The organism is Methylobacter arcticus (genome assembly GCF_050917435.1).
Taxonomy (GTDB): Bacteria; Pseudomonadota; Gammaproteobacteria; order Methylococcales; family Methylomonadaceae; genus Methylobacter_A; species Methylobacter_A titanis.
This window is the reverse complement of sequence record NZ_CP159583.1, coordinates 868,050-882,595: the sequence shown is the minus strand read 5'-3', so window position 1 is coordinate 882,595 and position 14,546 is coordinate 868,050. Positions and strand designations below refer to the sequence as shown.

General features: G+C 46.3%; 15 protein-coding genes and 1 tRNA gene. 12 read left to right on the top strand and 4 right to left on the bottom strand.

Features of this window, described 5'->3' with window-relative positions; translation table 11 throughout:
- Nucleotides 1-323 precede the first annotated feature (323 nt).
- From ABXJ76_RS04280 to ABXJ76_RS04225, 12 genes are all read left to right on the top strand, one after another.
- Nucleotides 324-1,181 carry an NADP-dependent methylenetetrahydromethanopterin/methylenetetrahydrofolate dehydrogenase gene (locus tag ABXJ76_RS04280; RefSeq protein WP_432744428.1) on the top strand — a complete coding sequence of 286 codons (858 nt, stop codon included), beginning with the start codon at nt 324-326 and terminating at the stop codon, nt 1,179-1,181.
- 18 nt (nt 1,182-1,199) lie between these two features.
- A complete protein-coding gene (locus tag ABXJ76_RS04275) occupies nt 1,200-2,552 on the top strand; it encodes a glycerate kinase type-2 family protein (protein ID WP_432744426.1) in 1,353 nt (450 codons plus the stop codon).
- A 28-nt stretch (nt 2,553-2,580) separates the two neighbouring features.
- Nucleotides 2,581-3,834, top strand: a complete 1,254-nt coding sequence (gene glyA, locus ABXJ76_RS04270) for a serine hydroxymethyltransferase (RefSeq protein WP_432744424.1) — start codon at nt 2,581-2,583, stop codon at nt 3,832-3,834.
- A 105-nt stretch (nt 3,835-3,939) separates the two neighbouring features.
- A complete protein-coding gene (locus tag ABXJ76_RS04265) occupies nt 3,940-5,628 on the top strand; it encodes an AIPR family protein (RefSeq protein ID WP_432744421.1) in 1,689 nt (562 codons plus the stop codon).
- Between the two features lie 81 nt (nt 5,629-5,709).
- Nucleotides 5,710-5,922: a DUF2281 domain-containing protein gene (locus ABXJ76_RS04260; protein WP_432744419.1), complete on the top strand. Its 213-nt coding sequence runs from the start codon at nt 5,710-5,712 to the stop codon at nt 5,920-5,922.
- Nucleotides 5,904-6,242, top strand: a complete 339-nt coding sequence (locus ABXJ76_RS04255; RefSeq protein ID WP_432744417.1) for a type II toxin-antitoxin system PemK/MazF family toxin — start codon at nt 5,904-5,906, stop codon at nt 6,240-6,242. The genes ABXJ76_RS04260 and ABXJ76_RS04255 overlap by 19 nt, the downstream gene beginning before the upstream one ends.
- A gap of 36 nt (nt 6,243-6,278) precedes the next feature.
- Nucleotides 6,279-7,952 carry a formate--tetrahydrofolate ligase gene (locus ABXJ76_RS04250; RefSeq protein ID WP_432744414.1) on the top strand — a complete coding sequence of 558 codons (1,674 nt, stop codon included), beginning with the start codon at nt 6,279-6,281 and terminating at the stop codon, nt 7,950-7,952.
- Between the two features lie 314 nt (nt 7,953-8,266).
- Nucleotides 8,267-9,076 carry a spermine synthase gene (locus ABXJ76_RS04245; RefSeq protein WP_432744412.1) on the top strand — a complete coding sequence of 270 codons (810 nt, stop codon included), beginning with the start codon at nt 8,267-8,269 and terminating at the stop codon, nt 9,074-9,076.
- Entirely contained in the window at nt 9,076-11,247 is a 2,172-nt protein-coding gene (locus tag ABXJ76_RS04240; protein WP_432744409.1) for a YgiQ family radical SAM protein, read from the top strand. The genes ABXJ76_RS04245 and ABXJ76_RS04240 overlap by 1 nt, the downstream gene beginning before the upstream one ends.
- A gap of 46 nt (nt 11,248-11,293) precedes the next feature.
- Nucleotides 11,294-11,369 (top strand) — tRNA-Thr (locus tag ABXJ76_RS04235).
- A gap of 196 nt (nt 11,370-11,565) precedes the next feature.
- Nucleotides 11,566-11,790, top strand: a complete 225-nt coding sequence (locus ABXJ76_RS04230; RefSeq protein WP_432744407.1) for a hypothetical protein — start codon at nt 11,566-11,568, stop codon at nt 11,788-11,790.
- A 272-nt stretch (nt 11,791-12,062) separates the two neighbouring features.
- Entirely contained in the window at nt 12,063-12,587 is a 525-nt protein-coding gene (locus tag ABXJ76_RS04225) for a Panacea domain-containing protein (protein WP_432744405.1), read from the top strand.
- A 586-nt stretch (nt 12,588-13,173) separates the two neighbouring features.
- On the opposite strand, the gene ABXJ76_RS04220 is transcribed toward ABXJ76_RS04225, so the two are convergent.
- From ABXJ76_RS04220 to ABXJ76_RS04205, 4 genes are all read right to left on the bottom strand, one after another.
- Nucleotides 13,174-13,506, bottom strand: a complete 333-nt coding sequence (locus ABXJ76_RS04220; protein ID WP_432744404.1) for a superinfection immunity protein — start codon at nt 13,504-13,506, stop codon at nt 13,174-13,176.
- Nucleotides 13,507-13,693: 187 nt separating this feature from the next.
- Nucleotides 13,694-13,996 (bottom strand): DUF4326 domain-containing protein, encoded by a 303-nt coding sequence (locus tag ABXJ76_RS04215; RefSeq protein ID WP_432744401.1) that lies wholly within the window; start codon nt 13,994-13,996, stop codon nt 13,694-13,696.
- Nucleotides 13,989-14,177 carry a hypothetical protein gene (locus ABXJ76_RS04210; RefSeq protein ID WP_432744399.1) on the bottom strand — a complete coding sequence of 63 codons (189 nt, stop codon included), beginning with the start codon at nt 14,175-14,177 and terminating at the stop codon, nt 13,989-13,991. Before ABXJ76_RS04210 ends, ABXJ76_RS04215 begins: the two co-directional genes overlap by 8 nt.
- Nucleotides 14,167-14,415 (bottom strand): hypothetical protein, encoded by a 249-nt coding sequence (locus tag ABXJ76_RS04205; protein ID WP_432744396.1) that lies wholly within the window; start codon nt 14,413-14,415, stop codon nt 14,167-14,169. The genes ABXJ76_RS04210 and ABXJ76_RS04205 overlap by 11 nt, the downstream gene beginning before the upstream one ends.
- Nucleotides 14,416-14,546: the final 131 nt, after the last annotated feature.

Genomic DNA, 14,546 nt, shown 5'->3' with positions numbered 1-14,546 from the left:
GATAAAGCTAGCAAGATAACCTGAAAATATTGCAACGAACCCCCATTCCCAACAACTGCATTCCACTCATCCCAATAGCTTAAGCAGAAACAGTCTCGCGATGTACTGATCACACCTAACAACCACAACATAATTCCTTTTTTACAGATAATAACGAAGATAAGCCTCTCCTAGCAAGCATATCAAAAAAACGCGCATCAGATTGCAAGCGGCGTCTAAGCGGGAATCGGGCTAAATAAGGCAGTGTTTTGTTTATCGAGTATAATAAGCCGGTTTAATAATCGTATTCACGCACACCAGACCAACCTATTACGGGCAAGTTAATGAAAAAACTGTTATTCCAATTCGATACAGACACTCACCCTTCAGTTTTCGATACGGTTGTAGCCTATGATGGCGGTGCAGATCATGTCATCGGGCATGGAGGATTGACGCCTGAAAACATCACGGCTCTGGTAGAAGGCACCATATTTACTCGTGCGCCCAAGGACAAGAAAAATACGGCCATTTTTGTCGGCGGCAGCGACATGATTGCCGGTCAAGCATTATTTATTGCTGTGCAAAAACACTTTTTCCCCGGCTTTCAGGTTTCCGTCATGCTCGACAGTAACGGCAGCAACACCACAGCCGCCGCCGCTGTTGCCAAACTTGCAACCAGTGGAACCCTGGCCGGAAAAAAAGCGGTGGTACTGGCAGGTACAGGCCCGGTAGGACAACGTGCTGCGGCGATGTTGGCTATGGAAGGTGCGGATGTTTCCATAACCGGTCGTAAAATGGAGCGTGTCGCACTCGCCTGCGACAACATGAAAGCACGCTTTGGCGTAAACCTGACTCCTGTTGAAGCATTCGATAATGATGCAAGAGCCAAAGCCATTGAACATGCAAACATCGTTTTTGCAACCGGCGCCGCTGGCGTAGAGCTTCTTTCGACAGACCAATGGCAGCATAACCCCCATATCGAAATGATAGCCGATGCCAACGCCACTCCACCTCTTGGCATCGGCGGCACTGATGTGATGGACAAAGGCAACCTGCGCAACGGCAAAATCATCTGGGGCGCTATCGGTTTCGGCTCACTAAAACTGGCCTTACACCGCGCCTGTATCGCAAAACTATTTGACGACAACAAGCAGGTTTTCGATGCCGAAAATATCTTTGCGCTAGCTAAAGACATGGCATAAACAGCAACAGAATCTGATATGAGTCCTTTACCCGATCCGGCATTAATGAGACAAGATGCCGTCAGCATTTTTCAGGCAGGCATAACCGCAGCCGATCCTTATCAGGCTGTTAAACGCTACCTTGCCCCGGAACTGCTTGGCAATTATTCAAAAGTTCATCTTATCGCTTTCGGCAAGGCTGCCTGCGCAATGGCTCAGGCAGCACAGGAAATTATTCCTGCCGACAGGCTGGCTGGTAAAGGCATAGCCGTTACCAATTATGAAAATGTAACCCGTATCGATAATGTCGAGGTGATCGGCGCAGCGCATCCGCTGCCTGATGCAGCCGGGCTTAATGGCGCGCTTATCATTGCCGATCGTGTGCAAAATGCTCAACAGAATGAACTGGTACTGGTACTGGTGAGCGGCGGCGGCTCGGCGCTGATTCCCTACCCTGCGGGCCAGATTACCTTGCAGGAAAAGATTATCACCACCGATTTGCTGCTGGCCTCTGGCGCAACCATTAACCAGATCAACTGTGTACGCAAACATTTGTCGCAACTCAAAGGCGGCGGCTTGGCTAGACTAGCCGCTCCTGCTCATGTGCACGCGCTGATTTTATCCGATGTATTGGGCGACGATTTAAGCGCCATTGCCAGCGGCCCCACTGTTGCTGACAACAGCACTTACGCCGATGCAATTGAGGTTTTTAAAGTCAAAGGCGTTTGGGAGCAAGTGCCAATCAATGTCCGGAAACATCTGGAACAAGGTAAGCTGGGCAATATTGCCGAAACACCGAAGCCTGGCGATTATATTTTTAAAAATACCGGACATACCCTGATCGGCAGCAATACCATCAGCGTCAATGCAATGCTGCAAGCGGCTAAGAATCTCGACTACGAGACTGAGCTGTACAGCGATCATTTATGCGGCGAGGCCAGGACTGTAGCGGCGACTTTAGTTGCCCAGTGTGTTGAAAGGCGACTGCCAAAAGCAGGCGCTTTAGGCGAAGTCTCCCTGCAAAACAAACCCATAGCCCTGTTGGCGGGCGGCGAAACCACGGTCACCTTAAAAGGTAATGGACGCGGCGGCCGCAATCAGGAAATGGCGCTGGCTTTTGCAATTGCCGTAGAACAACACGGTTTAACCGGCAATTGGGTATTCCTTAGCGGCGGCACCGACGGCCGTGACGGCCCCACCGATGCGGCTGGCGGCATCGTTGACCGAAACACGATAAAACGCATGGTTCAAGCAGGCGTAAACCCAATCGAGTTGCTTGAAAATAATGACTCATATACCGCTTTAAAAGCGTCTGGCGACCTAGTGAATACCGGCGCGACAGGCACCAATGTCGCCGATCTGCAAATACTGCTGATCCAGCCTGCACCTTAAACAAAAAATATTAATCCAGGAGAACACTATGTTTAAAAAATCAATGACTATCAAAGGCTTCGATGATGAATTATTCCAGGCAATGGAAGAAGAACGTCAACGCCAAGAAGATCACATCGAACTGATCGCTTCCGAAAACTATTGCAGCCCACGGGTCATGGAAGCGCAAGGCTCGCAGTTAACCAACAAGTACGCCGAAGGCTATCCCGGCAAACGTTACTACGGCGGCTGTGAATTCGTCGACAAGGCAGAGCAATTAGCCATCGACCGAGCCAAAGAATTATTCGGCGCCGATTACGCCAACGTCCAACCGCATTCCGGCTCGCAAGCCAATATGGCTGTATTCATGGCTTTGATCCAACCGGGCGACACCATCCTGGGCCTGAGCCTTGCCGACGGCGGCCACTTAACGCACGGCGCCAAACCCAACTTTTCAGGCAAAATCTACCACGCAATTCAATACGGTTTGCACCCTGAAACCGGCGAAATCGATTATGCGCAAGTTGAAGCGCTGGCGCTGGAACACAAACCTAAAGTGCTGGTTGCCGGTTTTTCCGCCTACTCGCGCATTTGGGATTGGCAACGATTCCGCGACATCGCCGACAAAGTGGGCGCTTACCTGTTTGTCGATATGGCCCATGTCGCAGGCCTGGTTGCCGCAGGTTTATATCCGAACCCCGTGCCGATTGCCGACGTAGTCACCAGCACCACGCACAAATCCTTGCGCGGCCCGCGCGGCGGCCTGATTTTGTGCAAAAGCAACCCGGAACTGGAGAAAAAATTCGACTCCAATATCTTCCCCGGCATTCAGGGCGGCCCGTTAATGCATGTGATCGCAGCCAAAGCCGTTGCCTTTAAAGAAGCCATGCAACCGGAGTTTCGCGTTTATCAGCAACAAGTTATTAAAAACGCCCAAGCCATGGCCGCAGTATTCATGAAACGCGGTTTCGACGTGGTTTCAGGCGGCACAGACGATCATTTAATGTTGGTTTCGTTGATTGCCAAAGGTATCACCGGCAAAGCGGCAGATGCGGCGCTGAGCAAAGCGCATATCACCGTTAACAAAAACGCCGTGCCTAACGACCCGCAATCGCCATTTGTGACCAGCGGCATTCGTGTCGGCACACCGGCGCCGACCACACGCGGCTTTAAGGAAGCGGAAATGATTGATATTGCCCATATGATGTGCGATGTGATGGAGAATATGGACGACGAAAACGTCATTGCAACGGTACGCGACAAGGTCAGTAATCTTTGTGCGCGGTTTCCGGTTTATAGTTAAACGAGTTGGGATGACCCTTATGCACTTTGGGGCAATATAACCAAAGCATCATAGTATTGGGGGGTGTACCTCCTCCAGCCAACAGCACCTAAATGGAGATATCAATTGGACCGAATAACAAAAAGCTATTTAAATGACTTTAAAACTCGTACAGGAATTGATGAAGGTGATGACGCTAAGCTATTTGAGCACATGGTCAATGACACTATTGTTGAAAAGTACTCTGAAGAAAGTTATGACATCGAATCTTTAAATATCGGGGGCAACGGAACCATTGGTATAGATGGCTTTGCTATCCTTCTCAATCATCAAATTATTCAAAACGAAGATGAACTAAATGATTTTATCGACGAGCACAAGAAATGCATTGCCGAAGTTATTTTCGTCCAAACAAAAACATCTCCAAAATTTGAATTAAAAGACATTGGCAATTTTGAGTTTGCAGTTCAGGACTTTATTTCTGAAAACCAAAAACTTAAATGGAGCAGCACAGCAATTCCCTCGATTAGAATGCTGAATAGATTAATCGAAAGGACAAGTGAACTTAAAGATAACCCTGCGTGTTACATGTTTTATGTTACGTTAGGAAGAAATGAAAAGGATCAGAATATTGAGGCTAAGAGGGAATCAATTGAGAGCACCATAGGTGATGAACATATATTTTCCTCTGTAAAAGTCGAACTTTGGGGGGCTTCAGAAGTTCAATCTGAATACAAAAAAATTGGTCAATCACACGAAGTCACAATAAATTTTGAGTCCAAAATTGTGCTTCCCGAATTAATCGGAGTTGATGAGTCATATATAGGCATTGTTGATGCTTCAACAATTGTAGAAATGATGACTAATGAAAGCGGGGGTCTATTATCAAGCATATTTTACGATAATGTAAGAGATTACCAAGGTGGTAACAATGTAAATAAAGAAATTGCCAACACTCTTTCAACCGATGGAAAAGACGCTTTCGTTATACTAAACAACGGAATAACAGTAGTCGCAGAGAAAATTAACATATCAAGAAACTTGCTAACAATAAGCAACTATCAAATAATCAATGGCTGTCAAACATCCCATGTTTTATTCGAAAATAGAAATGTTTTAACTAGTGATGTAAAAGTTCCACTGAAATTAATTGTAAGCTCTGATGAAAATCTTATTTCAAAAGTTATAAGGTCAACAAATAGGCAAACGGAAGTAAAAGAACAAGATCTTATTGCTTATACCGACTTTCAAAAACGACTGGAAAGCTACTACGCTTCATTTCCTGAGTCTTCTAGACTTTATTATGAGCGACGTTCAAAACAATACAATAACAAAAGTATTGAGCGTAAAAAAATTGTTGATAAAACAATGCAAATTAAGGCTGTTGCCAGCATGTTCTTTGATAAACCGGAAATGGCAACCCGTTACTTCGGTGCCTTATTTAATGAATTCAAGGATAGGCTGTTTAAGGACAATCACGAAATGGAGCCGTATTACACTGCTACCTATGCAATGTTTAAAATTGAAGGACTTTTCAAAAGCGGCATAATAAATAAGAAATATAGAAAAATTAAATACCATATATTAATGATGCTCAGACATGAATTAAATTCTATAAATTGCAGTCCATTCGAAAGCTCAAAATCCAAGAAATATTGTGAAGCTCTGTTATCATCTATTAATAATGAAAAAGAGCTCGAAATAGCAATTAAAAAAGTTATTTATAAAATTGATACTATTGGCCCTAATCTTGAAAATACTGATTTATCGAAATCAAGGGATTTTGTTAAAAGCTGTCTAGATGCCTACAGATAATCTAGCAATTTATTCCAGATCATAAGAAGTGAACTCGCTAACCCAACCTTACACATCCAATGATTTGAGCAGGTATAAATGATGACACATTCTATCCAAGAAATAACCGCAAAAATCAACGCCCTCCCTGAACCTATGCAGCAAGAAGTGTTCGATTTTATTGAGTTCATGCAAGCCAAAGTAGCTCGCCAAGTATTGCCGTCCAAACATGAACCTGCCTTGTTAAGTGAACAAGCATTAGCCGCCGACTGGAATCGGCCTGAAGAGGATGAGGCATGGGCGAGTTATCAGTAGCTGATATTGTTTTTGTCTCATTTCCATTTTCGGATTTAAGTCACGCGAAATTAAGACCTGCTTTAGTGCTAGCCTATGCCCAGCGAAACGATTGGATATTGTGCCAAATCACCAGTAAATCGTATAACGACAACAAGGCTATACGTATTGATGAGACTGATTATAAAAACGGTGGCCTGAATCTGGTCAGTTTTGTTCGACCCGGAAAACTATTCACTGCCAATGTAGCGCTGATCAATAAAAACGTAGCCGCACTTACAAATACTTCACATGAAAAAGTAATAAGCACCATCCTGCAAATACTAAAAGATGGTCAGTAACCAACATTCAACCAACTCTTTTTTTAAAAACAAACAATGTCAGACATAGAAATCGCCCAACAAGCCAACATGAAACCGATCATCGGCTTGGTTAAAGAACAATACGGCATCGATGCCGAACATCTTGACCCTTACGGTCATTACAAAGCCAAGATGTCTCTTGAGTATGTCAACAGCCTGTCCGATAAAGAAGACGGCAAACTGATACTGGTGACCGCAATCAGCCCTACTCCGGCCGGTGAAGGCAAAACCACGACCACCGTGGGCCTGGGCGATGCGATGAACCGCATCGGCAAAAAAACCATGATGTGCCTGCGCGAACCTTCATTAGGCCCCTGCTTTGGCGTAAAAGGCGGCGCGGCGGGCGGCGGGTACTCGCAAGTGGTGCCGATGGAAGACATCAACCTGCATTTTACCGGCGATTTTCACGCGATCGGCGTGGCGCATAACCTGCTGTCGGCGTTGATCGACAATCACATCAATCACGGCAACGATCTGGATATCGACCCACGGCGCATCCAATGGAAACGCGTTGTCGATATGAACGACCGCGCGCTGCGTAACATCGTGGTCGGCATGGGCGGCCCTGCCAACGGCTATTTGCGCGAGGACGGCTACGACATCGTGGTGGCTTCCGAAGTCATGGCGATTTTATGTCTGGCGACCGGCCGGGCAGACCTTAAAGATCGTTTGGGCCGCATCGTGATCGGCTATAAATCCGACCGGGTAACGCCGGTTTACGCCCGCGACCTGAATGCGCAAGGCTCGATGGCGGCCTTGTTAAAAGATGCGATAAAACCGAATCTGGTGCAAACGCTGGAAAACAATATCGCGATTATTCATGGCGGTCCGTTCGCCAATATCGCCCACGGCTGCAACACCGTAACCGCCACCAAAACCGCGCTGAAACTGGCCGATTATGTGGTGACCGAAGCCGGTTTCGGGGCCGATTTGGGCGCTGAAAAATTTATCGATATTAAATGCCGGATGTCAGGACTTAAACCCTCTGCCGTGGTGCTGGTGGCTACGGTCAGGGCGCTTAAATTCCACGGCGGCGTGGCTAAAGAAGCATTAAATCAGGAAAATCTGGCCGCACTGGATCAAGGCTTTACCAATCTTGAGCGCCATTATCACAACATCACCCACCATTACGGGCTGCCTTGTGTGGTGTGCGTCAATCATTTCACCTTTGATACCGACGCAGAAATCGCCTTGTTACAACAAAAATGCACAGACTTGGGCGCAACATGCGTAGTTTCCAAACATTGGGCGCAAGGCGGCGCCGGTGCTGAAGAACTGGCTGAAGTGGTCAGCGACATCGTCGACAACCGCGAACCGGAATTTAATTATGTCTACGACGAAAACCTGAGTCTCTGGGAAAAAATCGAAGCCATCGCTACCAAGCTGTACGGGGCCGGCAGTGTCACCGCAAATCCTAAAGTCAAAGCGCAACTGGCGGCATGGAATGTAGATTACGGCAAGTTCCCCATTTGCATGGCGAAAACCCAAATGTCGTTTTCAACCAACCCGAATGCCAAGGGCGCGCCTTCCGGCCATGTCATTGAAATCAGCGATGTTCGTCTGGCAAACGGTGCTGGCTTTATTGTCGCGATTGCCGGCGACATGATGACGATGCCCGGCTTGCCCAAAGTTCCTGCGGCGGAAAGAATCGATATTGATGATAACGGTAAAATCACCGGATTGTTTTAGCCTCAAGCCGGGGTTCAATCTCTTGAACCCCTGCCTTATCTCCTTTTATCCAAGACAGCATCAGCCTTATTAACAACAACGACCGAGTAAGTCTATGGCAATGAAACGCTCCGAAAGAAGCCGCCTTATTAGCCACATCCGTTCCGCTTATTACCCAATTCCAGCTTAAAAATCGACCCAATTTTACAACCAATAAATTGCTTCCATCACGCCATATTCGCTGACTCCTCTCAGCGCCCCAATCAACGCACACCAGTTAAGCCTTATTCTCCGGTATAATGGTTTACTGATCTTTTGAGAAACTACCATACTTTATGTATAGATATGAGGGCCGAGTTATCCACGAAAGCCACGATGATGACGGCATTTTAGAGGTTGTCGAGCAGGATGGCGTCAGGTCGCTACACTTCGGCTCGCCCCCCCGGCAGAGCAGCATGCTGCTGGCCGAACCGGACAAACTGCATCTGAATTATGTGCAGGCCATGACCAGCTGGCTATTATTCAAACCCACGCTTGATGACGACGCCTTGATTATCGGCTTGGGCGGCGGCTCATTAACCAAGCATCTACTGCATCATTTCCCGGAATGCCGCTTAAAAGCTATAGAATACCGGGCAAGCGTGGTTAAAATAGCGCGCAGCCATTTTGGCCTGCCTCTCGACCCGCGCCTGAAAGTGATCATCGATGATGGTGCAAAATATGTCCGCCAACGCACCGAGAGCCAAAGCGAACAATACAGCCTTATGTTTATCGATGCGTTCGACCACGACGGCATGGCCTCATCCATCTGTAATCATGCGTTTTTTGATGCCTGCAAAGCTTTATTAAAAAAAGACGGCATGCTGGTCATCAACCTTTGGGGCGGCGTTAATAAACCCTTATTCCGGCAAGTTGCCCTGTGGCTGGGACAAACTTTCGATTGGCGGATTCTATTTCTTCCGGTCAAAGATCGAGGTAATATTATTGGCTTGGCCTTTAACAAAGAGGCTCCACTTTATTCCATCAAAGATTTAAGAACCCGAGCCATCATTCTTGAGCAACTTTACCAGATTGAATTTATCTCTTATTTAAAAGAGCTCGCCAAACACAATTCCAGCGTCATCAACAACTCGATACAAAAATAATGTCTACCGCCTTAGCAACCGAACCCAACCTTTTTAGCTACCGCAAATACTGGGCGCAACGCTTCGGCATTGCCCCTGTTTTGCCGATGAGCAAAACCGAAATGGACGAACTCGGCTGGGATGCCTGCGACGTGATCCTGGTGACCGGCGATGCCTATATCGATCATCCCAGCTTCGGCATGGCACTGATTGGACGACTGCTTGAAGCTCAGGGATTCAGGGTGGGCATCATCTCCCAGCCCGACTGGGCCAGCGCCAAAGATTTCGGCAAACTGGGCCGCCCAAACCTGTTTTTTGGCGTAACCGGCGGCAACATGGATTCCATGGTCAACCGTTATACCTCGGACAAAAAAATCCGCTCCAATGATGCCTACACCCCGGACGGCGCGGCGGGTAAACGTCCTGACCGCGCGGTCAACGTCTATTCGCACCGCTGCCGCGAAGCCTACAAAGACGTGCCGATTATCATCGGCGGTATCGAAGCCAGTTTACGCCGCATCGCGCATTATGATTACTGGTCGGACAAGGTTAGAAAATCGGTGCTGCTCGATTCCAAAGCCGACCTGCTGGTTTACGGCAATGCCGAGCGCCAAGTCGTCGAAATCGCCCACCGCCTGGCTAACGGCGAAGCTATATCAGAACTAAAAGGCATACGCGGCACCGTACATTTCGTCAAACAAATACCCGAGGGCTGGGCGGTTAAAGATTCCACCGATATTGATAAACCGGGCGCGGCGATGGTGCCTATCGACCCGTACCAGGAACAGCCTGCCTGCGATAAAAAACCGGAGCAAAGCGATGCCAACGAAAAAGTCATTCAGTTTGATAAATTGTTGCTCAGAAAGCAGCGCTCACAAACCGTTATCCGCCTGCCTGCCTACGAAACGGTAAAGGACGACCCAATACTGTATGCCCACGCCTCGCGAGTCATGCACGGCGAAACCAACCCCGGCAATGCGCGCCCGTTGATTCAGCTGCACGGAACCCGGCAGGTGTGGATTAATCCGCCCCCGATTCCGCTGACCACCAAAGAAATGGACGGCGTCTTTGACCTGCCCTATTCCCGAGTGCCGCATAAAGAATACGGCAACGCTAACGTGCCCGCCTTTGAAATGATCCAGCATTCAGTCAACATCATGCGCGGCTGTTTTGGCGGCTGCACCTTCTGCTCGATCACCGAGCATGAAGGCCGCATTATTCAAAGCCGTTCCGAAGATTCCATCATCAGGGAAATTGAAGCCATCCGCGACACTTCGCCCGCGTTTACCGGCCATATTTCAGATTTAGGCGGACCTACCGCCAACATGTATCGACTGGCCTGCAAAGATCCAAAAATTGAGTCCGCTTGCCGTTTGCCCTCCTGCGTTTACCCCGGCATTTGTCCTAATTTGAATACCGATCATACGCCGCTGATTAAACTCTACCGCAGAGCCCGAGCCTTGCCCGGCATTAAGAAAATCTTCATCGCCTCCGGCCTGCGTTACGACTTAGCCGTAGAATCGCCGGAATATGTCAAAGAACTGGTCACCCATCATGTCGGCGGCTATCTTAAAATCGCCCCGGAACATACCGAGCAAGGCGTGCTATCCAAAATGATGAAGCCGGGCATGGGTACTTATGACCGCTTCAAGGAGATGTTCGACAAGTATTCCAAGGAAGCCGGCAAAGAGCAATACCTGATTCCCTACTTTATCGCCGCGCATCCCGGCACTACCGATACCGACATGCTTAATCTGGCGTTATGGCTAAAGCGTAATGGTTTCAGAGCCGACCAGGTGCAGGCATTTTTGCCTTCGCCCATGTCCATCGCCACCGCCATGTATCACTCCGGCAAAGACACTTTGCGTAAAGTCAGCCGAAATGCTAAAGACATCGCCATACCCAAAAGCTTCAAGCAACGCCGTCTGCACAAAGCCTTCCTGCGTTATCACGACCCCAAGAACTGGCCGTTGTTGCGCGAAGCTTTAAAAAACATGGGTCGTAGCGATTTAATCGGCAATGGCAAACAGCATTTGATTCCCACTTTTCAGCCCAAAGGCACGCTAGAAACGCCTGAAAAGATTCAACGCTTTAAGACCAAATACACCGGACTGGACAATAATCGCGAGGGAAAAAGCAAATCGTATTCGATCAACAAAAATAAACAGGGAAAAAACAAAAATAATCCTTAAAAGGACTAGGCAAAGCAAAATTATTGTGTATAATACTCGCTTCTTAGCTGGTGTAGCTCAGTCGGTAGAGCAGCTGATTTGTAATCAGCCGGTCGCGGGTTCGATTCCCATCGCCAGCTCCAAGAATATCAAGGCCTTAGATGCAAATCTAAGGCCTTTTTTATTGCCTGTTATTTTTGGGTCAACCTCTGGGCAACTTTGAAACTCAATCTAAAGTATTCTCCAGTAATGACAAGTAAGAATCTTTATTAAAACTGACCGCAACGATTGCCGGTCACCAAAGCATCATGCAACCAAAAAATCGAGGAGCTAAAGCTAATGAGCAAATGTCCTTTCTTTAACAAAGACAGCAAAGGTATGCCGAGTAACGAGATAAACTCAAATCAACAGCAATCGGATTACCAAATTCTAACAACATACTGGTGTACCCATGAAGACTCACCAATCTCTAGTGCGTGGGTAGTAGGCGGTGCAACTATACTTAGATGTGGAGGCGATATTGAAAAATGCCAAATTCCACCAAAGAAATTTAAAAACCAATAATAATGCAATTGGTAAGCTGATTGAGCCAAAAAGCCCTCAAATATAATGTGCTACATAAAAAAGCCAGTGTTACCCGCCCGGTTTTATTATGCCGTTCAATAGAGTACAGGCGGTGAAAACTGCCTGACTTTCACTTTCTGCTATAGACTCACAAAACTTAACAACTCTTATGTGAGCCTATAGCAGTGAATTTCTATGTGGGTTGTTTTTGGCAGAGAGAAATTGAATAGGCTATACTAAGTAGGCACAATAGACTTAGACAGGAGAATACAATGTCAGTCCATATAAAACATTTTGACCGCGATAAAGCTTTGGAAGTTATTGTTTTTATAGCAAGTAGCTTACCTGACGCAACTCGTCATAGCATATCAAAAATGCTTTACTTGGCGGACAAACTGCACCTGCAAGATTATGGTCGTCTCATTTGTGGTGATCGATATATCGCTATGCAATACGGGCCAGTACCGTCAGCAATTTATGACATGATGAAGGTTCCCGATAAGCGTGTGTCGATTGATGTTGACTGGGATGAGATGATTCAAGAAGCCATTGGCGTTAACGGGTGGGTCATAGAAGCCAAGCGTAATTGTAATATGGACTTGCTATCAGAATCAGAAGTTGAATGTATCAAGCAAGCTATTTATGAATATGGGGATAAAAGCTTTGGTGAGCTTACCGACATTACACATGATGCCGCTTGGAAAGCGTCAAATAGAAACGACACCATAAGTATTGATGACATAGTTTCTACGCTACACAACTATGAAGAAGTATCTAATTACATTCATGCACATTAGTGGCTTCTTTCGGATCATGCCTTCCGCTTGAGTTAACGCGCCCTATTATCGAGGGCGCTCTTAAACCCGGCTGCGTAGTTAGGCTCGAGGTAAAGCTAAGCAGCATAACTAAACCGAAATTTCTTGTCCTTGTTGCAACTGACGATCCAGAATATTTATCTTTCTTGGTAAATTCAGAAATCAATCCCTTCATCTTGAAAAGGCCTCATCTTCTACAATGCCAAGTATCTATTGATTCTGACAGTCATAACTTCCTGCATCATGACTCACATATTGCCTGTCATGAGATTTTTTCGATAAAGCGCGAGGACGTAATTAAAGAGCTAATGGCTGACCCAGCCGCCATTAAGGGAAATATCTCATCAGCTATTAAGGATCAAATTAAGGCGGCTGTAAAAATTGCTAAGACCATAGACAATGATAAAAAGAACCTCATTATTTCGTCATTAGAGAAATAGATTCTTAATGCATACCACGCACCCGCCCCGAGCGGGTTTTTTATTGCCTGGTCTTTAAACGCAAAAAAGCCGGTGTTAAACCGGCTTTGATTATTGCAGTTATGAAAAACAGCGAAGTATTTATCGAGTTATGATGAATTTGTTCTTAGCTCTGTTAATTCTTTATTGCAGTACCTACATATTATCGCTTCTTGTTTAATCGTTTCCGCACAAAATGGGCATTGCTTTGATTCTGATCGTTTTTCAGTATTTTTCGACGTTTCGGCTGTTACTGAAGTTAATGACCATATCAATGCCGCAACCCAACCGAGGACTGTCCAACCGAGTAGCAAGTTTGTTACAAATATTGCATTGGCATTATGATGTTTTCTAGCGCAAGCAATCCAATTTGGTATGAAATAAACAATGACTGCTATCGCCAAGAACAGAAACATCCACCCTATGCTGTAATCGCTATTCACTATATTCCTCAACAAATGTGTTTTTTCTCATGAAATGTCCTTAATATTTTACAGGTTGATTCTAAGTCTGTTTAGTTTATGCAGTTCATCCTTATATTGATTTGACCGTTAGAATAAAACATACGCCGCCATATTGGTAGTCGGCGAAGCGTACAAAAGGCTGTCGATCTAAAAGTAGTTGCTGTCCTCATAGTAGTGAATCCAGTTTGAAGTTCGGATCACCTGCTATGAGGATTAAGATTTCAGCGTGGCAACGCTGATCTGGAACACACCAACAGACAAGCGACTTTCCCTTAAGATTCTGTCGAATATCCGCGATCAAGGCAGGGTTAGCAAGCAGATAATTAATATACAACTCTTTGACCTGTTCGAAGTCGCCGTCAATGCCAAGTTTGAATGGATTCCCGTATGGACTACGGCGATCAACCCAGACAGCGCCGGGCGGGATCTCGTCTATATGGGCGTTTAATACTCGCGGGAAATTATTCATTAACGATACACGTTTTTATTAGCCTAACTGGTCTGTTTTCTGCTTTGGCTGCGTCGATGCGACATTGTTGCTCTTGGCTTAATCCCGAACTACCACGATAAATAATCACCAAAGGCAATAATACCCTTTTCATCTTGCTTTCCAGACCGGCAAGCCGATAGGCTAAAGATTTATAAGCCATCGTCGGAATATTCCTCTGCTGCATGGATAGCGATAACCAAGCCCAAGCCGGGAGCAGCATCATAAACAGCTGTAATTCTTTCGTAGAAGTCGGCTCTTGACTCGCCATCTCCACGAGTCAAGATTTCATCGAACACTTCGCATTCATCGCTTGTCGCATCGAAAATTAATATCGGTTTTGATATTTTTGGCGATAATCGAGTCTCTAATACTTTAATTCTTGATTGAAGGCTACCCATTTGTTTTCCTGTGTTGGTTATAGAAGTCGCTCAACGTCTGGCCTGTAATTAGCCTAACTGGACTTGCAGGTTGTCCGTAGAAATAATTTAGCGGCATACATGTTTGGCTTTGTGGTTGTGCCTGCTCTAAT